This window comes from Janthinobacterium sp. TB1-E2, assembly GCF_036885605.1.
Taxonomy (GTDB): Bacteria; Pseudomonadota; Gammaproteobacteria; order Burkholderiales; family Burkholderiaceae_D; genus Janthinobacterium; species Janthinobacterium aestuarii.
Window position 1 is genome coordinate 3,417,521 of the sequence record NZ_CP142523.1, and the last position, 23,394, is coordinate 3,440,914.

The 23,394-nt window shown below is 66.3% G+C and carries 21 protein-coding genes; 6 read left to right on the forward strand and 15 right to left on the reverse strand.

Annotated elements, in window-relative coordinates:
- Positions 1-2 precede the first annotated feature (2 nt).
- From OPV09_RS15130 to OPV09_RS15140, 3 genes are all read left to right on the forward strand, one after another.
- Positions 3-1,193 carry a hypothetical protein gene (locus OPV09_RS15130; RefSeq protein ID WP_338678644.1) on the forward strand — a complete coding sequence of 397 codons (1,191 nt, stop codon included), beginning with the start codon at positions 3-5 and terminating at the stop codon, positions 1,191-1,193.
- A 46-nt stretch (positions 1,194-1,239) separates the two neighbouring features.
- Positions 1,240-2,433 (forward strand): hypothetical protein, encoded by a 1,194-nt coding sequence (locus tag OPV09_RS15135; protein WP_338678645.1) that lies wholly within the window; start codon positions 1,240-1,242, stop codon positions 2,431-2,433.
- Positions 2,434-2,520: 87 nt separating this feature from the next.
- Positions 2,521-3,525, forward strand: coding sequence for a 2-hydroxyacid dehydrogenase (locus tag OPV09_RS15140; protein ID WP_338678646.1), 1,005 nt, complete (start codon positions 2,521-2,523; stop codon positions 3,523-3,525).
- Here the strand turns inward: OPV09_RS15140 and OPV09_RS15145 are convergent.
- Complete coding sequence (locus OPV09_RS15145; RefSeq protein WP_338678647.1) at positions 3,514-3,876, reverse strand: TfoX/Sxy family protein; 363 nt, start codon at positions 3,874-3,876, stop codon at positions 3,514-3,516. The two genes, OPV09_RS15140 and OPV09_RS15145, sit on opposite strands and share 12 nt — an antisense overlap.
- A gap of 96 nt (positions 3,877-3,972) precedes the next feature.
- On the opposite strand from OPV09_RS15145, the gene OPV09_RS15150 reads away from it, so the two are divergent.
- The 3 genes from OPV09_RS15150 to OPV09_RS15160 all read left to right on the forward strand — a co-directional run bounded on the left by OPV09_RS15150 (position 3,973) and on the right by OPV09_RS15160 (position 5,107).
- On the forward strand, positions 3,973-4,206 hold the full coding sequence (locus OPV09_RS15150; protein ID WP_070301758.1) for a hypothetical protein: 234 nt from the start codon (positions 3,973-3,975) through the stop codon (positions 4,204-4,206).
- Entirely contained in the window at positions 4,203-4,670 is a 468-nt protein-coding gene (locus OPV09_RS15155; RefSeq protein WP_338678648.1) for a MepB family protein, read from the forward strand. Before OPV09_RS15150 ends, OPV09_RS15155 begins: the two co-directional genes overlap by 4 nt.
- A gap of 188 nt (positions 4,671-4,858) precedes the next feature.
- Positions 4,859-5,107, forward strand: coding sequence for a hypothetical protein (locus OPV09_RS15160; RefSeq protein WP_139143300.1), 249 nt, complete (start codon positions 4,859-4,861; stop codon positions 5,105-5,107).
- Positions 5,108-5,141: 34 nt separating this feature from the next.
- Here OPV09_RS15160 and OPV09_RS15165 read toward each other — a convergent pair whose 3' ends face one another.
- From OPV09_RS15165 to OPV09_RS15230, 14 genes are all read right to left on the reverse strand, one after another.
- The gene (locus OPV09_RS15165; RefSeq protein WP_338678649.1) at positions 5,142-5,756 is read right to left on the reverse strand and encodes an RES family NAD+ phosphorylase; all 615 of its coding nucleotides are present in this window, start codon (positions 5,754-5,756) and stop codon (positions 5,142-5,144) included.
- Position 5,757: 1 nt separating this feature from the next.
- Positions 5,758-6,468 carry an HTH domain-containing protein gene (locus tag OPV09_RS15170; RefSeq protein ID WP_331776673.1) on the reverse strand — a complete coding sequence of 237 codons (711 nt, stop codon included), beginning with the start codon at positions 6,466-6,468 and terminating at the stop codon, positions 5,758-5,760.
- Positions 6,469-6,552: 84 nt separating this feature from the next.
- Positions 6,553-8,988, reverse strand: coding sequence for a glycosyltransferase (locus tag OPV09_RS15175; RefSeq protein WP_072453681.1), 2,436 nt, complete (start codon positions 8,986-8,988; stop codon positions 6,553-6,555).
- A complete protein-coding gene (locus OPV09_RS15180; protein ID WP_072453680.1) occupies positions 8,985-10,202 on the reverse strand; it encodes a TIGR04063 family PEP-CTERM/XrtA system glycosyltransferase in 1,218 nt (405 codons plus the stop codon). Before OPV09_RS15180 ends, OPV09_RS15175 begins: the two co-directional genes overlap by 4 nt.
- A gap of 4 nt (positions 10,203-10,206) precedes the next feature.
- Positions 10,207-12,159: an XrtA/PEP-CTERM system amidotransferase gene (locus OPV09_RS15185; RefSeq protein WP_338678650.1), complete on the reverse strand. Its 1,953-nt coding sequence runs from the start codon at positions 12,157-12,159 to the stop codon at positions 10,207-10,209.
- Between the two features lie 10 nt (positions 12,160-12,169).
- A complete protein-coding gene (locus OPV09_RS15190) occupies positions 12,170-13,372 on the reverse strand; it encodes a TIGR03088 family PEP-CTERM/XrtA system glycosyltransferase (protein WP_338678651.1) in 1,203 nt (400 codons plus the stop codon).
- A complete protein-coding gene (gene xrtA / locus OPV09_RS15195) occupies positions 13,362-14,942 on the reverse strand; it encodes an exosortase A (protein ID WP_338678652.1) in 1,581 nt (526 codons plus the stop codon). Before xrtA ends, OPV09_RS15190 begins: the two co-directional genes overlap by 11 nt.
- Positions 14,939-16,234, reverse strand: a complete 1,296-nt coding sequence (locus OPV09_RS15200) for a TIGR03087 family PEP-CTERM/XrtA system glycosyltransferase (RefSeq protein WP_338678653.1) — start codon at positions 16,232-16,234, stop codon at positions 14,939-14,941. Before OPV09_RS15200 ends, xrtA begins: the two co-directional genes overlap by 4 nt.
- Positions 16,235-16,248: 14 nt before the next feature.
- A complete protein-coding gene (locus OPV09_RS15205; protein WP_338682303.1) occupies positions 16,249-17,331 on the reverse strand; it encodes a FemAB family XrtA/PEP-CTERM system-associated protein in 1,083 nt (360 codons plus the stop codon).
- Positions 17,331-18,182, reverse strand: a complete 852-nt coding sequence (locus OPV09_RS15210; RefSeq protein WP_338678654.1) for an XrtA system polysaccharide deacetylase — start codon at positions 18,180-18,182, stop codon at positions 17,331-17,333. The genes OPV09_RS15205 and OPV09_RS15210 overlap by 1 nt, the downstream gene beginning before the upstream one ends.
- Positions 18,179-19,339: a non-hydrolyzing UDP-N-acetylglucosamine 2-epimerase gene (wecB, locus tag OPV09_RS15215; RefSeq protein ID WP_338678655.1), complete on the reverse strand. Its 1,161-nt coding sequence runs from the start codon at positions 19,337-19,339 to the stop codon at positions 18,179-18,181. Before wecB ends, OPV09_RS15210 begins: the two co-directional genes overlap by 4 nt.
- 9 nt (positions 19,340-19,348) lie before the next feature.
- Positions 19,349-20,878: a TIGR03016 family PEP-CTERM system-associated outer membrane protein gene (locus tag OPV09_RS15220; RefSeq protein ID WP_338678656.1), complete on the reverse strand. Its 1,530-nt coding sequence runs from the start codon at positions 20,876-20,878 to the stop codon at positions 19,349-19,351.
- Positions 20,862-21,701 (reverse strand): XrtA-associated tyrosine autokinase, encoded by an 840-nt coding sequence (locus OPV09_RS15225; RefSeq protein WP_338678657.1) that lies wholly within the window; start codon positions 21,699-21,701, stop codon positions 20,862-20,864. The genes OPV09_RS15220 and OPV09_RS15225 overlap by 17 nt, the downstream gene beginning before the upstream one ends.
- Positions 21,702-21,717: 16 nt before the next feature.
- Positions 21,718-23,247: an XrtA system polysaccharide chain length determinant gene (locus OPV09_RS15230; protein WP_034748388.1), complete on the reverse strand. Its 1,530-nt coding sequence runs from the start codon at positions 23,245-23,247 to the stop codon at positions 21,718-21,720.
- Between the last annotated feature and the right edge of the window lie 147 nt (positions 23,248-23,394).

Sequence of the window (23,394 nt, forward strand, 5' to 3'; positions counted from 1 at the left end):
CCATGGACACCGCCGGCCGCCGCTATCTTGTCTGCTTTCTCGCTTGCGTCTTCCTGGTACTGGGCGGCATCTCGTTGCTGAACTACCAGGTCGACCCCTATTTGCTGCACCAGTGGGACAGTCCCCTGGTGCAGCGCCCGCGCCAGTTGAATGAAAAGCTGGGCGCCTGGGCCAAGACCTATGCCGTGGCGCGCTACCGGCCGGCCATCATCTACATCGGCAATTCGCGCACGGAACTGGGCCTGCCGACGGGCGTGCGCGCCTTGTTCGACGGCAAGAGCATCTTCAACAGCGCCGTGTCCGGCGCCTCGATCGGCGACGCCATCCGCCTGGCCGAGCATGCGGCCAGGGTCAGCCGCGTCGAGACCATGGTGTGGGGCGTCGACGCGCCCACGTTTTCCCTGGACATGGGTGCGGCGCGGGTGGAAGACAGCCTGACGGGCGCCCGGCACGGCTTTTTCGCCCAGCGCGCCCTCGTCAACCTGAAGCGCGGCCTGACCCTGGACATGACGGAGGACAGCGTGCGCATCCTCACCGGCAATGCGGGCGATGTCTGCCGCTCCAACCTGGCCCGGTATGGGCAGCGCGACGAGACCTGCACCCTGAAAGGCATACGGCATTGGCTGGGAACCAAGGACGCCATTCCCGTGCGGCTGCAGGAATTTGGCGATGGCCAGGGGCCGACGCCGCCCTCGATACCCGCGTTTGACGCCAGCATAGGCAGGCTGTGCAGTAGCGGCGTGCGTCTGCGCATGTACATCAACCCCACGCACGCGCTGACCCTGTACGCGCTGCACTGGCGCGGCAAGTGGGAGGCCATGCAGGCCTGGCAGCGCGGCCTGGTGCAGATCACCGAGCGCCACCGCCAGCAGGGCTGCGACGTGCGCCTGGTTGATTTTTCCGGCTTTAACAGCATCACGACGGAACCGACCCCGCTCGTCAGCGGCAAGCCCGACATGCATTATTACTGGGAAGTGTCGCATTACCGGGACAATGTGGGCCGCTTGATCCTGGCGCGCCTGTTTGGCGGCGACACGCCGCCGCCGGCCGATTTCGGCGTGGAGCTGACGCAGGCCAACGTCGACGCCCACCATGCGGCCACGCGCGCTGCGCGCGACCGCTATCGGGTGGAACATGCGCGCGAGGCGGCCTATACGGAGCGGGTGCTGGACGGGCCGCTGATCCGGCGTTGATGCAAAGCCCCACATATACGCCATTTCTCCACTTCCAATGCCGACCATGGATACCAACGCCCGCCGCTACCTCGCCACCTTCCTTGCCTGCGCGCTGGCCGCGCTGGCCGTCGTTTCCGCCGTCAATTACCACGTCGATCCCTACTTGCTGCACCAGTGGGACAGCCCGCTGCTGCAGCGCTTGCGGCCGACGACCGAAAAACTCAGCGTGTGGAGCAAGACATATGCGGTGGCGCGCTACCGGCCCGCCATCGTCTACATCGGCAATTCGCGCACGGAAATGGGTTTGCCTACGAGCAGCATGCGTACTTTGTTCGATGGCAAGAGCGTGTTCAACAGCGCGGTCTCGGGCGCTTCGATCGGCGAGGCCATCCGCCTGGCAGAACACGCGGCCACGGTCAGCCATGTCGACACCATGGTGTGGGGCATCGATGCCCCCTCGTTCTCGCTGGAACTGGGCTCGGCTGGCGTGGAGCCGGGCTTGACGGATCCCGCTCCCGCGTTTTTCGCGCGGCGCGCCTTGCTCAACATCAAGCGTGGCCTGACCGTGGACATGACCCAGGACAGCTGGCGCATCCTCAGCGGCACCTATGACGGCGTCTGTCTGTCGAGCCTGGCCCTGTACGGCCAGCGCGACGAGTCCTGCCTCACCAGTCGCAACCGCGTCTGGGTCGGCACGGCGCGCGCCTTCAAGCCGCGCCTGCAGGAATTCGGCGACGGCCTGGGCCCGACCGCACCCGCGCTGCAAGCCTTCGATGCCAGCGTCGGCAAGCTGTGCCGTGGCGGCACGCGCTTGCGCCTGTACATCAATCCCACGCACGCGCTCACGCTCGACGCCCTGTACTGGCGCGGCAAGTGGGACGCCATGGAAGCCTGGCAGCGCGACCTGGCGCAGATGGCCGGACGCTACCGGCGCCTGGGTTGCGACGTGCGCCTGGTTGATTTTTCCGGCTTCAACAGCATCACCAGCGAGCCTATCCCGCAGGTGACGGGCGCGCGCGCGATGCGTTATTACTGGGAAGCGTCGCACTACCGCGACAATGTGGGCCGCTTCATCCTGGCGCGCCTGTTCGGCGGCCCCGAGCAGCCGCCGGCGGACTTTGGCGTCGAGCTGACGGAAAGGGGCATCGCGGCGCACCAGGCGGCCATGCGCGCCGCGCGCGAGCGCTATCATGCGCAGCACGCCGAGGAAACGGCGTATTTGCGCCACGTGCTGACCTTGCCCCGCGAACCCCAATAGGCGGCCAAGAGAGCCAGGCGTACACAGTGGGGCAGGGCGCTTGCGCTATGATGGTGTTTTGCCATCCAGCAAGTTCCAGGACGCCCCATGAAAATCGCCTTCTTTGCCAGCCAGCCCTACGACCGCCGTTTCTTCGATGAAGCCTTGCCGTCCCAGCCCGATTCCGCCGGCATCGAACTGGTCTACCACAGCGCCTTGCTGAGCCAGGAAACCGTGGTCCTCGCGCAAGGCGCGGACGCCGTCTGCGTCTTCGTCAACGACGTGCTCGACGCGCCCGTGCTCGAAGCCCTGCACGGCTACGGCGTGCGCGCCATCCTGCTGCGCTGCGCCGGCTACAACAACCTCGACCTGGAAGCGGCCAAGCGCCTGGGCCTGTTCGTCGCCCGCGTGCCTGCCTACTCGCCGGAAGCCGTGGCCGAATACACCTTGGCCCTCGTGCAAACCCTGAACCGCCACACGCATCGCGCCTATGCCCGCGTGCGCGAAGGCAATTTCTCGCTCGACGGCTTGCTGGGCGCCACCTTGTTCGGCAAGACGGTGGGTATCGTCGGCACGGGCAAGATCGGCCTGGCCACGGCGCGCATCTTCAAAGGGTTCGGCTGCACGGTGCTGGGCCACGACCCGTATCCGGCGCCCGCGTTCGCGCAACTGGGCACGATGGTGGAACTGCCGCAGCTGCTGGCTGAATCCGACATCGTCTCGCTGCATTGCCCATTGATGGAAAGCACGCGCCACATGATCAGCGAAGAAACCTTGCCGCTGATGAAGAAGGGCGCCATGCTGGTGAACACCTCGCGCGGCGGCCTGATCGACACGGGCGCCGTCATCGAGGCATTGAAATCGCGCCAGCTGGGCTCTCTGGCCATCGACGTGTATGAACAGGAAAGCAATCTGTTCTTCCAGGACCGCTCGTCCGACATCATTGACGACGACATCTTCCAGCGCCTGATGACGTTCCCGAACGTGCTGGTGACGGGCCACCAGGGCTTCTTCACCAGCGAAGCGCTGCGCGAAATCGCCGCCATCACGTATCACAACCTGCAATGCTTCCGCCAGGGCAAGCAATGCGAGAACAGCGTACTAGCTGGCTGACGCCTGTTTTTTAGGCTTGGGCAGCGGCTTGGGTTTTGGCAGCGGCAAGGCGTCCGCCGTGCGCCGCGCCAGCTGGCTCAGCCAGTCGCGCTCATCCCACAGCACGCCATCGATGAGGAAGTACGGCTTGGCTTGCGGGTAGGGCGGCGCTTCCTGCAGCGTGCCTTGCGCGCTGATCCAGGCGCGGCCCGCGTCCGTCGGCTTGATGAACAGCTGGTCGTCGGCGACGATGGCGAACATCTTGCCGTCGCAATACAAGCCATACTCGCCAAACATTTTTTTCGCGCTGATGCTGCCCGCGCCCGCCATCTGGTCGAGCAAAAAATCCACCGTGCCTTGCTGTGATGCCATGTCGTCCTCCGTGTGAACGATCAGTGTAACGCACTGGCCAGGATGGTCCGGCGCGGCTACACTATGGCCATTGATTTTCTTGCACGATTTCACCCCATGACACCCCAGCATATCATTCACCGCGGCATCACCATCACCACCCTGACGGCCGGCCAGTCCGTTGACACCCATTGCGCACCGGGCCACACGGCCATCCGCGAGCAGGCCGACGGCTGGTGGCTGTATTTTGTCGACGAGGATGGCACAGTCGACGGCTACGACAGCCCGTTCGCCAGCCACGCCGAAGCGCTGTGGGCGGCCAAGGCCGCAGCCGAGTTCAGCGCGCAATGAAGGCCAGTCCCTGGGCTTTCCTGGGCTTGCCGCAAGCGCCCGTACCGGAAGCGGAAAGCGCGGAATACGGCGCCTGCCGCGCCGAACTGGACGGCAAGCGGCTGGTCCTGCGCGTGGCCAAAACCACCCCGACGAAAACCGGCCAGTTCGTCACCGTCTGGAAGCGCCCCCATCCCGACGCCGAGATCGCCCCGCTCGACGACGCGGACCCCGTCGACGTCGTTATCATCGCCGTAGCCAACGACGACGGTGCGCAGCACGGTTTCTTCATTTTTCCGCGCAAGGTGCTGCTGGAACGGGGCGTGATGTCGCGCGCCGGCCAGGGCGGCAAGCGCGCGCTGCGCGTGTATCCGCCGTGGTGTACGCCTGAGTCCGCGCAGGCGCTGCGCACGCAGCGGTGGCAGGAGGAGTGGTTTGTGGCGGCGGGGAATCAGCACAGGCTGGAACAGCTGTTCGGGGAGTGACTATTCTCTTTTCCTTGAATTTATCTGTGCCTTTAGTACTGAGTTAGAACGCATTATAAAATCTATTTATTTCCATAATGACAACTTCCACTTATACTGCGACGTTCCGACCATCGGCTATAAGCTGGCTGTTGTCAGTGACAAGATAAGGTATTATCATATTTGTAAATTTAAATAGGATTTAACCCATGGAAAATAGCGGCCCCAATATTCTTGTTTCATTTCTCCCATTGATATTGATGTCATTACTGATGGCAATAGCGGCACATCTTCTGGCGAAGGAAAAGGGGCGCAATGTAACAAAATGGACGATTCTTGCGTTGATTCCGATTGTAAACTTCGCATGTATCTGGTTCTTCATCGGTGCTTCAAATTTAAAGCTCGAGCGAAAAATTGACGATTTGGCTCTGCGCGTGCAAGCTCTGAGCGATAAGTAGGCAGGTTTTTCATTTTTCCTGACGGTTGGCGATATCAAGCAGGAACGATATTAAACAGCCGCATGGCATTCGGCATTTCCGTTGCCATGATAAGTTGGATAGGTTTGCCCATTGCTGTGAGATTGGCTTTGGCGCGGTCATATACCACGATGGCTTTTTCGTTGGTGAAATGACGAGACATATACAGGAAGCCATCGACCCGGAGCGGATTGCGATACACGGCCAGCGCCCATTGTTGAGGCAAGGTGTAACTTGATGTACCTGTCAATCCCGCATGACCGCCCATCTGCTTGAGCAAATGGCCGGTCAGGTCAAATAATCTCAAATTGCCACTGAATTGATGCACCCATCGGCGATCAATTTCGGACTTAGCGATAGGAAAGGCGCCCTTTATAGGCACTGCATCATGTAACAGGGACTCGGCAAGCGCGACATCAAAGCTCGGACCCAGATAGCAGGTACTGTATTCGGGATTGCCTGTCTTGCAGCCGGGTGCATCAAAGCGATTCCCGCCGCTGCAGCCGAAATAGGGTTCGCCAGCCGCATGGCCCGAGATGCGGTACAGACCGGGCATTGGCAGCCCGACGACGGGAAGCGTCGCGCTCGTTGCCAGCACTTTTGGAGGCGGCTTCAGCCGGGTCGCTGCCACATCACGTCTCCCTGAACGCTGTCGCTGCGGCAATGACGTCGGCGAATTTTCCTTTCCGTAAGGCATTGATCGGGCTGATGCCGTTGAGCGACATGCGTGGATGGGTGAAGAACTGCCACTTGCTGGAACCGGCCAGGTGACCCAGTTCCTTGTTCACTTTGCCGAGCTGGCGACGGTTCAGGGTGGGATCGGCGAAGAAGGCAGGGTAAAGTTTCTTGCCGGCTGCGCTGTCCAAGGAAAACATCCGCTGCTCCGTCACCGCCTTGCTGATCGCCTGCCGCGTCACTCCCATTTGCTCGGCCAGCGTCTGTGAGGTGAGCAGTTCGCCTTTCTTTTCAAGGCTCGCGTATTTTTCCAGTTCCTGATGGGCAAACTGATCAAGGAATGCCTGGTTCGCTGGCGGAACCGTGCTTGCCGCACCTTGTATTGCTTGTATATGCTGGTATCGCTGGATCAACTCCTGGAGGTCGGCATTGGAAACGACAGGCACTCCCGGCAGCTGTTGCGGTACAAACGCCACTTCCTCCCCGCGCGCATGCTGGGCTGCCCGCTTGGTGCGTCGTATCTTGACCAATACGTAGCCATCGCCAAGGTCGATTCCTCTCGCCCCGATTTTCCGGATCGAATCACCCAAGGCCTTGCTCGGGTCAGGTACCGCCATTCGATGCGTGCTCTTCGCTTTCTCCGGCTTTGAAACTTCCAACTTTGCCATGACACCCTCCAGTTGCGATACCAAATTCTACTCCAGAACCTGATATTGACAACCAAAACAACTTTTTGTCGTAACGTATCGGCGTCAAGCCACCTTGCTCACCACATACCGGTACTTCCCCGACGCCTCCGCCGCGATCTCGTCGACTTCCTCGACGGCGATGTCGACCTGCGCGCCCAGCCTGGCTTGGAAACCGGCCACGATGGTGGCGCGCGTGGTGTCGTCGAGGCGCGGCAGGCAGACGAGCAGCACGCGCGTGCGCAGCAGGGTTTCCTGGATGATTTTAAAACTGCGCACTTGCGGCAGTTCGCGCACGATGTAGACGAGGGCCAGGCCGTGCATGACGGTGCCATCGACCGCCGTGAGGAAATCCGTGCTGCGCCCTTCGATTTTCTGCAGCAGGGGCAGACTGCGGCCGCAGGTGCACGATTGCGTGCCCAGCGCGCCCACGTCGCCCGTGGCGTAGCGGATGAACGGGTAGTCCTGCGTGGCCAAATGGGTGACGACGATTTCGCCCGTGGCCCCTGGCGGCAGCGGCTGGCCCTGGCCATCGACGATTTCCACGATGACGTCTTCGGCCGTGATGTGCATGCCGCCGTCCGGGCATTCGTGGGCGATGAAGCCCGCGTCGCGTCCGCCGTAGCCGTTGGCCACGGGGCAGGCGAAGGCCGCCGCGATCTGCGCGCGCTGTTCGTCGTACAGGCGTTCGGCCGTGACGAACGCCACTTTCACGCCCAGGCCATCGAGCGGCACGTCGCGTGCTGCAGCATGGCTGGCGATGCGGCACAGGGCCGACGGGTAGCCGAACAGCATGCGCGGGCGCCAGCGGCGCAATTGCTGTACGTAGCCGTCCAGGCGCGCGGGCGACATGGCGAACGCGGGCAGCAGGGTGGTGCGCAGCAGCGCGTCGCGCAGGCGGCGCACGCGGTCTTGCGCGTGCAGTTCGATGGGCGAGCCCCACAGCACGGCTTCGCGGTCGCCGATGTCGACGCCCCACCAGCGCGTGGCGCGCCACTTGGCGGCGATGTCGTGGCTGATCCTGCGCCGGCCGAGGAAAAACTGCAGCGGCTCGCCGCTGGAGCCGCCCGTGGCGAACGGGCGCAAACCCACGGCGCGGGTGGACTTGAAGCTGTCGCGCGCGGCGGCGATGTCGCGCTTCCTCAGCAGCGGCAAGCGGGACAAGTTGGCCAGTTGCCTGACTTGCTCGGGATCGAAACCGCTGCGGGCGAACAGGGCGCGGTAGTAGGGCACGTGATCGGCTGCGTGGCGCAGCAGCGCGCGCAGGCGCGCCAGCTGCCACTGTTGCAGCTGCTCTGTGCTCCACCACTGCGAGCGTTCCATCCGGCGCAGCAGGCGCGCGCTGTGGTGGCCCTTGAGCCATTCATGCAGGGGAAACAGCCAGCGGGCGACGAGGCGCGTATAGGCGCCGGGGCGCGGCGCGGCGCGGATGCGGCGGTAATGGGCGGCCAGCCTGGGCGCGATGTCGGGCCAGCCGAAGGTGGCGGCGTGCGCCAGGCCCGCCTGCACTTGCTGCCGCGTGCGCGCCGGGTCGCGCAGCAGCGCCAGGATGGCGTGCGCCATGGCGGTTGAATCGCCGGGCGGCACGAGGAGCGCCGTCACGCCGTCCTGCAGCAGGGCGGGGATGCCGCCCACGTTGGTGCTGACGACCGGCACGCCGCAGGCCAGTGCTTCGAGCACGGAATTGGGCATGTTGTCGGCCAGGCTGGGATTGAGGACGATGTCGCTGGCCTGGTACAGGGCTGGCATGGCGGCATTGTCGACGGGGCCGGTAAAGCGCACGGCGTCGGTCACGCCGAGCGACCTTGCCAGGCGCACCAGCGCCGCGCGCTCGGGCCCGCCGCCGGCCAGCACCAGGCGCGCCGCGGGAAACGCCTCGCGCACGATGGCGAAGGCGCGCACGGCGCTGGCGTTGTCGTACAGGCTTTCCAGGTGGCGCGCCACGAGGATGCACGGGCCATCTGCGGCTGCTGTGCGTCGCGTGGCTGGCCTGAATCGCTGCAAGTCCACCATGTTCGGCACGATGTGGGCCGTATGGCCGTATTGTTCGAAGACGCCGGCCAGATAGGCCGACGGCACGACGATGGCACTGGCGCGGCGCAGGCTGAACGCCACCAGACGCGGCGAGCGGGCGAAAAAAACGGCCGCTTCGCCGCCCCGGTAATTGAGCAAGGCAGGCTTGCCTTTCAGGCTGGCGATCCACAGCGCGGGCGCGGCCTGCAGATGCCAGGACCAGCCGGAATTGGCCATGATGTGGAACAGGTCGACCGTATTGGCCGTGCGCCACAAGCGCCACAGCAGCAGGGGCAGGCGCAGCGCGGCGCGCAGGTAGCGGATGCGCGCCAGCCACGGCGGCAGATGCGGACCGTTGACGGCCAGCAGCTGTACTTGTGCGCCGTCCTCGCGCAGCTTGTGCGCCAGTTGCGCCGTTTGATTCGCCATGCCGCCGGCCGGCGGCGGCAGCGGGCCGACCAGCGCGATGCGCAGGCCCGTGAAGATCATGGCGTCGCTCCCGCCGCTTCCGCCGACACGCGCGCATACACGGGCGCATAGCGGCCCACGCTGGCGCCCCAGCTGCGCTCCGTCTCGACAAACGCGCGCGCCTGGCGCCGCAGCGCCGGCCAGCTGGCGGGTGCCTGCAGCAGGGCCAGTATCGCTTGCGCCAGCGCCCCGGCGTCGCCGGCGCGAAACAGCATGCCCGTCTTGCCATGGTCGACCAGTTCGCGGTGGCCGCCCACGTCGGACGCCACCACGAGACGGCCCTGCGCCATCGCCTCTAACGGTTTCAAGGGCGTCACCAATTCCGTCAGGCGCATCGGCAGGCGCGGATACACGCAGATGTCGACCAGCTGATAATAGGCGGCCACCTGCGCGTGCGGCACTCTGCCCGCGAACACCACGGCGTGGGCTATATCCAGTTGCGCCGCCAGCGCCCGCAGCTGGGCATCCTGCGGACCGCCGCCGGCCAGCAGCAGCCGCAATGCCGGCTGCGCCGCCAGTAGGCGCGGCATGGCGCGCAGCAGCAGGGCCAGTCCCTCGTAGGCATAGAACGAGCCGATGAAGCCGATAACAGGATGACCATCCAAACCCAGCCTGTGGGCCAGTGCTGGATTATCAGAGACATTGAAATCGCCCGCATCGACGGCGTTCGGAATCACGGTGATTTTATGCGCGGGCACGCCGCGCGCGCACAGCTCGCGCCGCAAGCCGTCACAGATGGTGGTGACGGCGTCGGCGCGGCGCAGCGCGTAGGTTTCCAGCGCGCGCGTGAGCCGGTAGCGCAGGCCGCCGGGCCGGCTGCTGCCATGGTCGGCGGCCGCGTCTTCCCAGAAGGCGCGCACTTCATACACGACGGGGATGCCCAGCGCGCGCCCAGCGTTGAGGGCGGCGATGGCGTTCAGCGCGGGCGAATGGGCGTGCAGGATGTCCGGTTTGAGGCGTTGCGCCAGCCGGCGCAGGCGCATGGCCAGGCCGATGATGACGGCCACTTGCCGCAGCACGGGCAGGCGCGCCCACCAGCGGGCATCGGGCGCCGTGCGGTAGAAATGCCAGCCGTCGACTAGCTGCTGCGCGCCATCGGACGGCCCCTGCTTGGCACTGGTGAGCTGCGTCGTGTGCCAGCCCATTGCGCGCTGCTGCCGCAGGATGGCCAGGGTGCGAAACGTGTAGCCGCTGTGCAGGGGCAGCGAGTGGTCGAGGATGTGCAGGATGCGCATGGCTTCAGTCCATGGCCATGGCCGGTGCGGGCACCGGCGCCTGGCGGCCATCAACGGGCAGCACCTGGCGCAAAAAGGCTTCGAACATCAGCAGCGACCATAACGGCGCGCTGTAGTCGCGCCGCCCGCTCGCATGCTGATCGAGCAGCAGGCGCACGTAATCCATGTCGAACAGGCCGCATTGCGCCAGGGTGGGACCCAGCAGCCGCTGTTGCAGGCGCTGGCGCAGCGGACCGCGCAGCCAGTCGGCCAGCGGCACGGAAAAGCCCATCTTCTGGCGGTACAGCAGGGTATCGGGCAGCAGCGGGCGCAGGGCTTTTTTCAGCAGGTATTTGCCTTCGCCGCGCCGCAGCTTGAACTGCGGCGGCAAGCCCGACATCCACGCCACCAGTTCATGGTCGAGCAGGGGCGAACGCACTTCCAGCGCATGCGCCATGCTGGCCCGGTCGACTTTGGTGAGGATGTCGCCAGGCAGATAGGTTTTCAGGTCCAGGTACTGCACCTGCGACAGCGGGTCTTGCGCGGGGCTGGCCAGCGCGTGGCGGCGCAGCACCTCGACGGCGCGGTAGCCCTGCAGGCTGCGCCGCAGTTCGGGGCTGAACAGGCGCGCGCGCATGGCATCGCCCAGCAGGCTGACGCCGTGAAAATACGCGTCCGTCGTGTCGCGCGCCAGGCCCTCGAACGTCGTCTTGGCGCGCAGGAAGCGGGGTGCCCAGTCGGCCTTCGGATACAGCCGCCCCAGGGTGCCGAACAGCGACTGGCGCAAACCGGCCGGCAGCAGCGGATCCATCGCCTTGCGCACTTTTTCCTCGCGCGTGTGCAGGCGGTAGCGCCGGTAGCCGGCCAGGCTTTCATCGCCGCCGTCGCCCGACAGGGCCACCGTGACGCGCTGGCGCGCCAGCTGGCAGACGCGGTAGGTGGGCATGGCGGAACTGTCGGCGAACGGTTCGTCGTACAGGTTGGCCAGCAGGTCGATCAGTTCAAAGTCGTCCTGCTCGACCTGGCGCGCATGGTGCGCCGTGCCGTAGCGGCGCGCCACCAGGTCGGCGTAGTGCGCCTCGTTGTATGCCGGGTCGCCGAACGAGATGGAACAGGTGTTGACGGGCGTGCTGCTGACGCCGGCCATCAGCGCCACGACGGCGCTCGAATCGACGCCACCGGACAGGAATGCCCCCAGCGGCACTTCGGCCACCATGCGGATGCGCACGGCTTCGCGCAGGCGCGCCAGCAGTTCGTCGGCCGCCTGCGCCTCGCTGGCGGCGGGATTCGGCACGAAGGAAATGTCCCAGTACGATTGCGGCGCCGGCAGCGGCTGGCCCGCGCGGATGGACAGGGTATGCCCGGGCGGCAGCTTGCGCGCGTGCTGGAAGATGCTGCGCGGCTCGGGCACGTAGCCGTAGGCGAAATACTCTTCCACGGCCAGCGGGTCGAGCGCGCGCGGCATGGCCGGATGTGCAAGCAGGGCTTTGAGTTCGGAGCCGAACAGCACGGTGCCGTCCTGCGCCTCGCCGTAGTACAGCGGTTTGACACCGAGGCGGTCGCGCGCGAGGAACAGCAGGTGGCGGCGGCGGTCCCACAGGGCGAAGGCGAACATGCCGCGCAGGCGCTGTACGCATTGTTCGCCCCATTGTTCCCACGCGTGGACGATGACTTCCGTGTCGCTGCTGGTGCGGAACTGGTGGCCGAACTGGCGCAGTTCCGCCATCAGGTTGCGGTAGTTGTAGATTTCGCCATTGAAGACGATGGCGATGCTGCGGTCGGCGTTGAACAGCGGCTGCTGGCCGCTAGCCAGGTCGATCACGGACAGGCGCCGGTGCGCCAGGCCGAGGCCCGGCTCGCGGTGCAATCCCCCTTCATCCGGCCCCCGGTGGCGCAGGCTGTGGTTCATGCGCGCCAGCAGCAGCACGTCGATGTCGCGCTGGCCCTGCAAATCAAAGATGCCGCTGATGCCGCACATGGAAGGCCTTTCAGGGAATGGTGGACAGGGGGGAAGGCTGGCGCGCACCGGTCAGGCGGTCGTACACGGCCAAGTAGGCGCCGGCCATGGCGGGCAGGCTGTGCTCGGCCAGCACCTGGCGCCGGCCGCGCGCGCCGTGACGGGGGCCCAGTTCCGGCATGCTGTAGTAGTCGAGCATGGCGTCGGCCAGCATTTCGGGTGAACCGGGCGGCACCAGGGTGCCGCTCCAGCCCGACTGCACCAGTTCCGCGTTGCCGCCCACTTGCGTGGCGACGATGGGCAGCCCCGTCGCCATCGCTTCGAGGATGGTGTTCGAGCTGCCTTCGGCCAGCGAGGGCAGCACGAACAAGTCCATGGTGCGCAGCAGTTGCGCCACGTCGTCGCGCGCGCCGGGCAGCCAGGCAAGGTGCGCCACGCCGGCTTGCTGCAGCAGCTCCAGGCAGGCCTGGCGGCACGGCCCGTCGCCGACGATGATCAGGCGCAGGCGCGCGCGGGCGCCCGGCTGCGCCAGCAACAGCAAGAACGCGCGCACCAGCGAGGCATGGTCCTTGACGTCCGCCATGCGGCCCACGCTGCCGATGACGAAGGCGCCGTTGCACAGGAAGCCGGGCGGGCCCACGGCAGCCGGCGGCCCCAGGCGCGGGTGGAATTGCACGCTGTCGACGCCATTGCCGATGTGCGACACCTGCGCGGGTGCCGCGCCGATGGCGTCCACCAGCCATTGTCCCAGGTCGGCGCTGACGGCGATGAAGTGCTGCACCAGCGGCAGCATCAATTTGCGCAGCAGCCGGTATTTGCGGCGGGTGCCGTGCAAGTCGCTCATGTCGCGCCCGTGTTCGCCATGCACGCGCAGGCGCACGCCGGCCAGGCAGGCCAGCAACTGCGCCTCGATGCAGCCGAGGTTACGCGTGTGCACCACTGCCGGCCGCAGCTGTTTCAGCACGCGGTACAGGTGCAGGTAGTGGCGCCAGTCCTTGCCTTCGCGCTTGTCCAGGCTGATCACATCGACACCGGGCGTGGTCAGGCGCAGGCGAAACGCGGTGGCGTTCTTCATGCAGACGATGGCGTGCCGGTAGCGTTCCGGCGGCAAATGGTTGATCAGGTTGACGAGGCCGTTTTCCAGCCCGCCCACGTCGAGCTGGTGGATCACGTGCACGATCAGGGGCGCGACGCTGGCCGCTTCCGTGCCGCCGGTGTCGAAGTCAAGGGCCATGCGGCAGCTCCTGCAAGCGTTGTTCGATGACGGGCAGTGCCGCCTGCAGGAACGCTTGCAGGCGCGCGCGCGGCGCCAGCGCCAGCTCGTCGTAGGCGGCAAAGACGATGATGTCGGCGCCATCCTGGCGCCTGCCCAGCAGCTTGGCTTGCGCCAGCAGCAGTTTTACCAGCACGGGCCTGGCCGTGACGATGCCTCCCTGGCGATAGACGCGCCACACGAGCAGGCGTTCGCCGCCGTACGCCAGCACGCTTTCGCGCACGGCCAGCTTGCCGTTGACCAGGTTGACGTGCCGCACGCGCTGCGCCAGCGGCATCCAGCGGGCGCCGTACGGCAAGGCCTGGTGCGTCAGCAGCTCGGCGTCGCGCGCCTGGCGTGCATACCAGTGCAGTTGCAGCCCCACGGGCGCGCCGTCGCCGTCCTGGCGCGCATAGGTGGCGGCAAACCGCGCGGGCGTGCCCGCATATGGCGCTTGCCAGTCGGGTACCGCGTCGTGCAGGCGCCGCCAGGCGGGCGGATCGGGCAAGGCCAGCACCATGGCAGGCAGCGTGGCGCCATCATCGCGCTGGCTGGCCAGCGCCAGTGCCGGCCACACGGCCGCCAGCAGCAGGCAGGCCACGCCGGCGCGCACGGCGGCGCGCGGGCTGGCCGCGCCGGCGCTCAGGCGCACGGGCAGGGCTGACGGTACGGCGCGTGGCGGCGGCAATTCGCGCCAGCGCGCGGCCAGCCAGAACAGCAGCAGCGCCACCAGGCCGAAGAACAGCCAGCCATAGATCAGGTGGTCGACACCGACGGCCAGGCGCATGTCGCTCAGGTGGCCCAGCATCACGATCAGGTAGGCGCGCACGCCGTTGGCGAGGATGGGAACCAGCAGGGCGGCGGCCATGACGGCCACGCGCCGCCGCGTGCTGTGGCAGTTCACATGGGCGAACAGGGCGCCCAGGGCCAGCGCGGCGATCAGATAGCGCAAGCCGCTGCACGCTTCCACCACCGACCAGTTGCCGGTGGGCAGAGAAAAATTGCTGCCATCGCGAAACACAGGCACCCCCGACCATTGCAGCGCGGTCACCGTGAAAGCGGCCGTGAAGTCGATCAGGGGCTCGATGAAGACTTCGCCAAACGGTACGGCGAGGAACAGATACGCCAGCGGAAAGGCCAGCAGGCGCACGGCCGGCCAGCCGAGGATGGCCAGCACGCAGGCGGGCAGCATGGCCGTGGCCGCATATTGTTCCACCACGGGCACGTTGGCGGCGTCGGCCAGCAGCCATGTCAGGCCCAGCACGCCCAGCAGCAGCAAGCCCTGGCGCGACGGCCGGGGGGCCAGCGCGGCCAGGCGGGCGCGCTGGCGCCAGGCCAGCCAGCAACTGATGGGCACGATCAGGAAACCGTGCGCGAACGTTTGCGAGCGGGCCCACAGTTCCACCATCGACCAGAAAGTGGCGTGGTACAGCAGCACGACGGCGGCCAGCGACAGCAGCAGCGCCGCCAGCGCGGCCTGGCGCCGCGGATGACCGTGCGGCAGGACGGCCGCATCCGGCAAGCGGGCCAGCTGGTCGAGCTGCAAGCTCATGTGGATGGCTCCCGCACGGGCTGCAAAGGCGAGGCGGCGCCGCTGGAGGCAGCCTCGGAATTGGCCTCGGCTGGCAGGCCCAGCATGGCGCCAAGGCCGCGCAGATTGCGCTCCCAGTCGTAGTCCTGCAAGACCAGCTGGCGCGCCGCCGCGCCGATGGCCGCGCCGCTCCCTTCGGCCGCGCCACTTTGCGCATTGCGCAGCACGCGCGCCGCATGGTGGATGAATTCGGCGTCGTCGCGCGCCAGCAGCAGTTCCAGGCCCGGCTGCGCGGCGATGCCTTCGAGCGCCTGCGGCGTGGCCAGCACGATCTTGCCCATCGCCATCGCTTCGAGCACCTTGTTTTGCACGCCGCGGGCGATGCGCAGGGGCGCCACGGCCAGCGCCGCGCCGGCCAGGTAGGGCCGGATATCGGGCACCTTGCCCGTCACCACCACGCCGGCCACCCGCGCCAGCGCCGTGACGGCGGGCACGGGTGCGCTGCCGACGATATAGAACTGCAGCTGGGGAAACTGGCGCCGCAGGGCGGGCCAGACGTGGCGCACGAACCATTGCACGGCGTCGACGTTCGGCCAGTAATCCATGGCTCCCGTAAACACCAGCGCCTGCACGCCCGCCGGATACACGCCAGGCTGGGCCGGCATGGGCGTGAAATACGCCGTGTCGACGCCGTTGTTGAAGTAGCCCGTCTTGCGCCGCGCCATCGGTGCGCACTGGCGGAACAGGGCCGCTTCGGCCGGCGAGACGAAGCTGGCGGCTGTGAACTGCTGGGCGATATGGCGCTCGTACTGCAGCAGCAGCTGCGCTTCGCGCCGGTACAGCTGCGACATGGGCCAGGGCTTGCTGTCGCCGTACTGGCGCCATTTGTCGGAATCGACGTCGACGAAATCGATCACGCGGTGCAGATGCCGGCTCGCGCTGCCGTCGATGTATTGCGCCATGGGCCCGGAAAAGGCCAGCGCGTGGCGCACCTTGCCGCCGGACACCAAGCCGTCGACCCATTGCAGCAGGCGCGCATCGCGGTAGTACTGCACGCTCATGGCCTGGCGCGACAGCAGCGCCTGCATGGCGCGCCAGCGGGCCGGGCCGCGCCGCAAGTCGATGAAGCGCGTGCTGGCGCACAGGGCGGCCACGGTTTTCGCGTGCTGCCAGTCGTCGTCATCGTCGATGAAGCAGCCCAGGTGCACGCGGAAATGCCGGCTCAGGTATTGCAGCATGTGCCACGAGCGTATCTTGTCGCCCTTGTTGGGCGGATACGGCAGGCGGTGGGCGAGGAAGAGCAGTTCGCGCATGGTGGGTCCTTTGCTTAGCCCAGTTGCCGCACGATGTGCGGCCCCAGCAGGTTGGCCAACGGCAGCGGCAGGCGGCGCCAGGCGCGGATGAACAGCGCGTATTTCGGATTCAATGGGTTGACTTCCGGCAAGGCCTTGGCGCGCACGAGCTTGTAGGCATATGGCAGCGGCTGCGGCGCAAAGCCCCAGTTCTTCTTGAAGTCGTATGCCCCGGTTCCCAACTTGCTGCGGCCGAAATCGAACAGGCGGTAGCCGCGCGCGCAGGCGCGGCGCATCGCTTCCCAGTACATGAAATCGTTGGCGCCCGTGCTGCGGGCCAGCACGCTGCCGCCGCCGTAATACGGCAGCACTTCATCGCGGAAATAGAACAGCAGCACGCTCGCTTGCGCCTGCTGGCCGTGGTAGACGGTGAGGATGTCGCAGGCGTCAGCAAACACCGTGCGCAGCAGGGCAAAATGGCGGCGCGCGAAGACGGGCGTGCCCAGCCGGTGCACGCTGGCCGCATAGATCGGGTAGAAACGGCTGATGTCATAGTCGATCGCGCTGTGCAGGCCGGCCGCCATGGCCTTGCGCACGACGGCGCGCTGCTTGCGGGGAATGGCCAGCAGATTCTGTTCGGCGTCGGGGAGCAAGGGGCGGCGGAAGGTCGCGTACAGGGGTTTCTGTAGCCATGAGGCGTCCAAGGTTTCCTCCGGCACTTCGCGCCAGCGGTATTCCAGGTGGCCCACGCCGAGACGCCGGGCCAGTGCCAGCGCGGCGCTGTCGAGGGCCTGGCGGACGGAAGAATTGCCGCCGGCGACGCCGCCATACACGCAAAAGGGCAGCGACACGAGGGCGGAGCCGAACAGCCGGCTGCGCAGGTGGGCCAGCGGCAGCACGCCGGCGATGCGCCCGTCCTGTTCCGCGTACAGGAAATGGCTGTCGTGTTTGAAACCTTGCTCCATGATGGTTTGCCAGCCGGCCCGGTGAAAGAAGGTCGCTTCCGGGCACGTGTCGACAAAGGCGTCCCAGCGCGCATGCTCGTGCCCCTGCAGGGACCGCACGGCGATGGCGGCGCTCGATGGTGCCGGGTCGGGAGCAAGGCTGGCCTCGTGCATCATGTGCTTTCCAGAAAAATACGGTCCATGCGGTCCCAGGCGAAGTCGCCCGTCAGGCGTCCCAGCCGTGCTTCCATGCGCCCCAGGTTCAGGTAGTGGCGAAAGCGCGTCCTGGCGCTGAGGCCCGGCGGACGCGGCTGGCCGGGATCGAGTTCCCAAGGATGAAAATAGAATATGCCAGCTTGCCCGTCGCGCGAATTGATGCGTCGCAAAAGCCAGCGCGACAGTGCATACGGCATCAACCTGAAATAGCCGCCGCCGCCGGCCGGCAGGTTGCGCCCGCGCAGGCGCACGGTGCTGACGGGCAGTTCCAGCACGCCGTGCGGACCGCGCGGGCGCCAGGCGAAGCGGGGAGCATCGGGCATGCCGTAGTGGTCGTGGCGGATCGGATAGATGCTGGAACTGTAGCGGTAGCCCGCTTCCTGCAGCACGTCGAAAGCCCACAGGTTGGCCGCGCCGATGGAAAAGCTGGGCGCCCGGTAGCCGCGCACGGCCAGCCCCGTCAATTGCTCGAGGATGCTCTTGCTGCGGCGCACGTCTTCGGCGAATTGCGCGGCCGACTGGTCGCTGGCGCGCAGGTGCGCATAGCCGTGGCTGGCCACTTCGTGCCCGGCGTCGGCCACGCGGCGCAGCATGGCCGGATAGCGCTCGGCGATCCAGCCCAGGGTAAAGAAGGTGGCGTGGATGCGCCGGCTGTCGAGCAGCAGCAGGATGCGCTCGATATTCGCCTCGACCCGGCATTCCAGGCGGGGCCAGTCGGCGCGCGCGATGTGCGGCGCGAAGGCGGACACCTGAAAGTAATCTTCCACGTCGATGGTGAGCGCGTTGCGCAATATCAGCGGCGGTGTCACGGCGTGCCCCGGCGCGCCGCCAGCCAGGGCGCGATGACGGCGGCGATGCGCGTAGCCGCGTGGCCGTCCCACAGCGGTGGAATGCGGCCCTGCTTGCCGCCCGTCTCCAGGATGCCCCGCGCCAGCGCCAAAATGGTGGCCGGGTCCGTGCCGGCCAGCGTATTCGTGCCGTCGCTCACGGTGACGGGGCGCTCCGTATTGTCGCGCAGGGTCAAGCAGGGCACGCCCAGGGCCGTGCTTTCTTCCTGCACCCCGCCCGAATCCGTCAGCACCAGGCGCGCGTCCTGCATCAGGCCCAGCATTTCCAAATAGCCCAGCGGCGGCAGGCGGACGATGGCATGGCGCGCCAGCAGCGGTTCCAGGCCCGCCAGGCGCAGGCCGGCCAGGGTGCGCGGGTGGATGGGAAACAGCAGTGGCAGTTGTTGCGACAATTGCCCCAGCGCCCCCAGCAGCGCTTCCAGTTGCGCCGGCGCATCCACATTCGATGGCCGGTGCAGGGTCATCAGGCCATACGCGGCCGGGCAGGCGTGGCCGTGGGCGCGCAGGGCGGCGGCGGGCGGTACGGCGCGCGGCAGTTGCCGCCGCAGGCTGTCGATCATGACGTTGCCCGTGAAGTGGATGCGTTCGGGGGCGATGCCTTCGCGCAGCAGGTTGGCGCGGGCGCCTTCCTCGCTGGTCAGCAGCAGGCTGGATAACTGGTCCGTCAGCACGCGGTTGATTTCCTCGGGCATGCGCCGGTCGCCGCTGCGCAAGCCCGCCTCGACGTGGATCACGGGAATGCCCCGCTTGGCCGCCACCAGTGCGCAAGCCAAGGTGGAATTGACGTCGCCCACCACCAGCACGCCATCGGGCGCCAGCGGCGGATGCGCGTCGAGCACGGCGTCGAAGCGGCGCATGATCTCGGCCGTCTGCTGCGCGTGGTTGCCCGAGCCCACGTCGAGGCAGATGTCGGGCGGGCGCAGATCCAGGTCCGCAAACAGCTGGCCATTCATGGCCGTGTCGTAATGCTGGCCCGTATGCAGCAAGGTCACGCGCACGGCGGGCGCCTGGCGGGCCAGGGCGGCCAGGATGGGCGCCATCTTCATCAGGTTGGGGCGCGCGGCCACCACGCACAGCAGGTGCGCCGGCACGGCGGACGCAAGAGAGGGGTCGGACATGCGGGCTCCTTAGAATTGCATGGTGAGCGTGGCGCTGACGCCGTTTTCGCGGTAGTCGCCGCCGCGGTTGCTGGCGTGCCGCGTGTGCCGCACGTCGATGCTGGCCGTCATGTTCGGCTGCAGGATGCGCGTGTAGCCGGCCGTCAAGGTGATGTTGTTGTCGCGCCGGGGTACGCTCAGCGAGCGCACGCTGGCGTAGCCGGCATTGATATTCACGCTGGTGCGCGAACTGGCTTGCCAGCTCCAGCCCACATTGCCGCCGATCTGGCGCGTGCGGTCTTCGCTGCCGAATTCCACGCCGGGCAGCAAGCCGCTGTCGATGCCGCTGGCCGTTTGCGCCGTGCGGTCGACGGCGGTGATGCCGGCGATCATCGTGCTTTTCGCCGTGGCGCGCGCCATCGTCAGCTTCAGCTGCTTTTGCAGGAAATAGCGGTGGCTGAAGTAATTGATGGCGCCCCGTTCCGGCCCCAGGCTGTTGGCGTAGCGCAGGAAGGCATCGATGCGCAGGCGCCGGTCGCGCGCATTGGGAAAGATGCCGCGCCACAATTGATCGAGCAACTGGCCCGCGTCGCGGTTGCCCAGGCGCGAAAACTGCGTCGGCATGGTGGTGATGTTTTCGCTGTAGTTCAGTTGCCAGTTGGTATGGCGCTGCAGGAACGTGGCGTCCAGGCTGTAGGTGGTGCCAAAGAAGCGCTTGCCCGTGCTGAAGGCGACGCTGGTGCGCGGCGACGGTGTCCACACGCCGCCCAGCGACCAGAAGCGGCCCTCGGGCGCCTTGCCGCTGGCCGAGATATAACCTTCCTTTTCCATGCCGCCGCTGGCCGTGGCCGACCATTTGCTGCTGAACGGATAACGCAGGCCCACGCTGCTGCGCTGCATGCGCACGGGCGCCAGCTTGCTGTCCTGCGTGCGGCGCACGTCGTGGCTGGCGTTCCAGGTCCAGCCGGTGCCGCGCGGCTCGCCGCTGAGCAGCAATTCCATTTCATCGCTGTGCACGGACAGCAAGTCGCCGCCGCTGTCGACCGTGTTGCGCGTATAGCGCAGCTCGGCCGTGGCCAGGCCGCGGAAACGGTGGCGCAAATAGGGGCTGATGCCCATGGTGCGCACGGTGCTGGCATTGTCCGTGTCGGGCAGGTCGTCGATCAATTGGGGGCCGAACGGCGAGATGTTGCGCCGGCTCACGCTGGCGTTGGCATCGATAAAGAACCAGTCCTTGACCAGCTCGGCGTCGGCCGAGGCCTGCAGTTCGTGGTTGTCGGTATCGGCCCGCTGTCCGGACAGGTATTTGTGCCAGCTGTAATCGAGGTGGACGCGCAGGCGGGGGCCGGTGCCGATGAGGGCGATGGCGGGCGCGATTTCCGTGATGAAGTCCGATTGCGCCTTGCCGGGCGGCGCGCGCAAGGCATTGTCCGTATAGCTTTCGCGCAGGCGCAGCGACGGTTTTGCCAGCCAGTCGATGGCACTGGCCGGCACGGGCAGCAGCAGCGACAGCAAGGGCAGCAGCGGTAGCGAGCCCCGGCGGCTAGTCGTAATGGCCATAGCCGTAGTAGTCGTTGCCGGGGAACGATTTGGTCTTGTTGTAGATCAAATGAATGTGTTCGCACGACTCGATCTGCCGCAGCGCCTCCTTGACGGCGTGCTGGGTCGTTGTTTCCGCCTCGACCACCATCACCACTTGGCCCATTTGCCCCACCAGCGCGTGCGCTTCGCTGGTGATCAGCAGGGGCGGCGAATCGAAGACGACGATGCGGTCGCCATAGCGGCTGGCGATCTCGGCCAGCAACCGGCTCATCGCGCGGCTGGCCAGCAATTCCGTCGCGTGCTTGTTGCTGCGCCCGGCGGGAAGGATGCTCAGGTTGGCCACGTTGGTTTTCAGGATCACGTCGGCCATGGCCAGTTGCGGGTCCAACAGCACGTCCATCAGCCCCGGCTCCGGCGGCAGGCCCAGCACCTTCAGCACGGACGGGCGCGCCACGTCGGCATCGACCAGCAGCACCGTGATATCGAGTTCCATGGCGATGCTCATGGCCAGGTTGACGGCGCAGTAGGTCTTGCCTTCGCCCGGCATGGCGCTGGTGACGACGATCAGGTTGCCGTGGCGGATGGTGTCGCTGCCGCTGCCGCTGGCGCGCGCCTGGCGCAGCAGCGGGCGCTTGATGATGCGGAAATCCTCGGCCACGGCGCTGCGCCCGCCATCGTGCGTGAGCATGCCTTGCTCGGCCAGCCGGGCCAGGTTCAGGGCGCGGTAGCGGGGCGACCGGCTTGCATCCGCGCCATCCGTACCGTTCACTGTATAAGGCACGCTGGCCTCGGCCACGCCGAGGATCGTGGGTTCGTGCTTGCCGCTGTCCTTGCTGCTCATCGTCGCTCCCTTGGATCTAGAATTTCAGCAGCGCGGCCGTCATGACCCCGCCGTACAGGACGAACAGGCTGCCCAGGCAGGCGCCAAAGCCATAGCGGGCGCGGCGGCGGCGTACCTGCTGCAGCGGCGTCCAGTTCATCGATACCGTGCCCAGCACGTTCAAGCCTGTGGCATCGCGCAGTTCGGAGGGGCTGAGGAAGGTGGGGCGCACCTGGCTGATGAGCAAGGCCGTGGCGACGCCGGCCACCAGGGCCGCGCCCAGCGCCGCGCTGAACAGCAGCGGGCGGTTCGGGCCGACGGGCGCATATTGCACCGTGGGCGGGTCGATGATCTTGAAGGCCATCATGTCGGTGGTGGAACTGAGTTCGCCCGACAGCTTGGCCGCTTCGCGCCGGCCGATCAGCTTTTCATAGTTTTCCTTGTTGATGATGTAGTCGCGGTTGAGCTGCGCCAGCTGCGATTCCACCTCGGGCACGGCATTGCTTTGCGCCAGCAGGCGCTCGTTGCGCGCGCTGTATTCCTGCACGCGGGCGCGGATGGCGGCCACCTTGGCGTCCGCATCCGTCAGCGCCACCTTCAGCTGCTGCAGCATGGGGCTGTAGTTCTTGCCCGGGTCGCCGGACGCCGCTTTCAGCTTGTTTTCCTCGATCTTGCGTTCTTCCAGCTGGGCCACCAGGCGCTTCGAGGCGATGATGTCGGGATGCAGTTCGGTAAATTGCATGCGCAGGCTGTCGAGGTTCTTGTTGATCGAGGCGATGCGCTCGTCGAGCTCGGGATTCGTGATGGCCGACGCGCTGGGCTCCAGGTCGAGCACGGGCTCGTCGCCCTCGATCTGGCTCTGGATGGCCTTGCGTGCCTGTTCCGCCTCGACCAGTTCCAGTTTGGCATTGTTCAGGCTATCGGACGACATCAGCAGCTGGCTGCCATAGTCGATGCCCTGGCGCGGCAGCAGCAGGTTGTTGCGGATCTTGAATTCCTTCACCAGGTTTTCCGCCGCGCTCAGCTTGTCCTCGTAATTCTTGATCTGCTCGTCGATGAACTGCACCGCCTTTTGCGAGTCGCCTTTCTTTCCCTGGAAACTGCCTTCGACAAAGATGGTCAGCAGGCTTTGCACGACGTCGCGCACGAGCTTGGGGTCGCGTCCGCTGTAGCTGATGGTGTAGATGTCATACGCGTTGGTGCCCGTGATCTTGATGCGGCTCATCAAGTTGTCCAGCTGGGCTTCGTGCTCGCGTACGGTCTTCGAGTCCAGGTCGAGGTCGACCATGCGCATGACGCGCTCCACGTTCGGGCGGCTGAGCAGGGTGCGGCTCATGATGGCCACCTGCTGTTCCGTGTTCGGCACGCTGGTCATGCCGGCCATCAGCGGCTTGAGGATGGTTTGCGTATCGACAAACACGCGCGCCGACGTCTGGTAATCGTCGGGCAGGGTGATCACCTTGATGAAGCCGCCGATGGCCACCAGCCACGCCACCAGCACCGCATGCCAGCGGTACTTCCAGATGCCTTTCAAGCCGGAAAGCAGTTGCTGTATCAATTCTTCCATGTCGCTTCCTTCAGGTAACGGTGCTGCCCGGTAGATGGGTTGGCGGCGCGGACAACGACGGCGTCTTGCAAGAAATACTTGCTTGTTGAGTAAGCAAAGTATAGGGCGGCTGTGGAGCAAGATTTCCCAAGATGATTGCTTCTTGAT

Bases quoted from the DNA above. Each gene is read 5' to 3' on its own strand.
- OPV09_RS15205 (WP_338682303.1), bottom strand. From the start codon at position 17,331: ATGCACGAGGCCAGCCTTGCTCCCGACCCGGCACCATCGAGCGCCGCC.
- OPV09_RS15200 (WP_338678653.1), bottom strand. From the start codon at position 16,234: ATGCGCGAACTGCTCTTCCTCGCCCACCGCCTGCCGTATCCGCCCAAC.
- OPV09_RS15170 (WP_331776673.1), bottom strand. From the start codon at position 6,468: ATGGCAAAGTTGGAAGTTTCAAAGCCGGAGAAAGCGAAGAGCACGCAT.
- wecB (WP_338678655.1), bottom strand. From the start codon at position 19,339: ATGTCCGACCCCTCTCTTGCGTCCGCCGTGCCGGCGCACCTGCTGTGC.
- OPV09_RS15135 (WP_338678645.1), top strand. From the start codon at position 1,240: ATGGATACCAACGCCCGCCGCTACCTCGCCACCTTCCTTGCCTGCGCG.
- OPV09_RS15160 (WP_139143300.1), top strand. From the start codon at position 4,859: ATGGAAAATAGCGGCCCCAATATTCTTGTTTCATTTCTCCCATTGATA.
- OPV09_RS15225 (WP_338678657.1), bottom strand. From the start codon at position 21,701: ATGAGCAGCAAGGACAGCGGCAAGCACGAACCCACGATCCTCGGCGTG.
- OPV09_RS15140 (WP_338678646.1), top strand. From the start codon at position 2,521: ATGAAAATCGCCTTCTTTGCCAGCCAGCCCTACGACCGCCGTTTCTTC.
- OPV09_RS15220 (WP_338678656.1), bottom strand. From the start codon at position 20,878: ATGGCCATTACGACTAGCCGCCGGGGCTCGCTACCGCTGCTGCCCTTG.
- OPV09_RS15185 (WP_338678650.1), bottom strand. From the start codon at position 12,159: ATGTGCGGCATCAGCGGCATCTTTGATTTGCAGGGCCAGCGCGACATC.
- OPV09_RS15145 (WP_338678647.1), bottom strand. From the start codon at position 3,876: ATGGCATCACAGCAAGGCACGGTGGATTTTTTGCTCGACCAGATGGCG.
- OPV09_RS15150 (WP_070301758.1), top strand. From the start codon at position 3,973: ATGACACCCCAGCATATCATTCACCGCGGCATCACCATCACCACCCTG.
- OPV09_RS15155 (WP_338678648.1), top strand. From the start codon at position 4,203: ATGAAGGCCAGTCCCTGGGCTTTCCTGGGCTTGCCGCAAGCGCCCGTA.
- OPV09_RS15175 (WP_072453681.1), bottom strand. From the start codon at position 8,988: ATGATCTTCACGGGCCTGCGCATCGCGCTGGTCGGCCCGCTGCCGCCG.
- OPV09_RS15180 (WP_072453680.1), bottom strand. From the start codon at position 10,202: ATGCGCATCCTGCACATCCTCGACCACTCGCTGCCCCTGCACAGCGGC.
- OPV09_RS15190 (WP_338678651.1), bottom strand. From the start codon at position 13,372: ATGGCCCTTGACTTCGACACCGGCGGCACGGAAGCGGCCAGCGTCGCG.
- OPV09_RS15230 (WP_034748388.1), bottom strand. From the start codon at position 23,247: ATGGAAGAATTGATACAGCAACTGCTTTCCGGCTTGAAAGGCATCTGG.
- OPV09_RS15130 (WP_338678644.1), top strand. From the start codon at position 3: ATGGACACCGCCGGCCGCCGCTATCTTGTCTGCTTTCTCGCTTGCGTC.
- xrtA (WP_338678652.1), bottom strand. From the start codon at position 14,942: ATGAGCTTGCAGCTCGACCAGCTGGCCCGCTTGCCGGATGCGGCCGTC.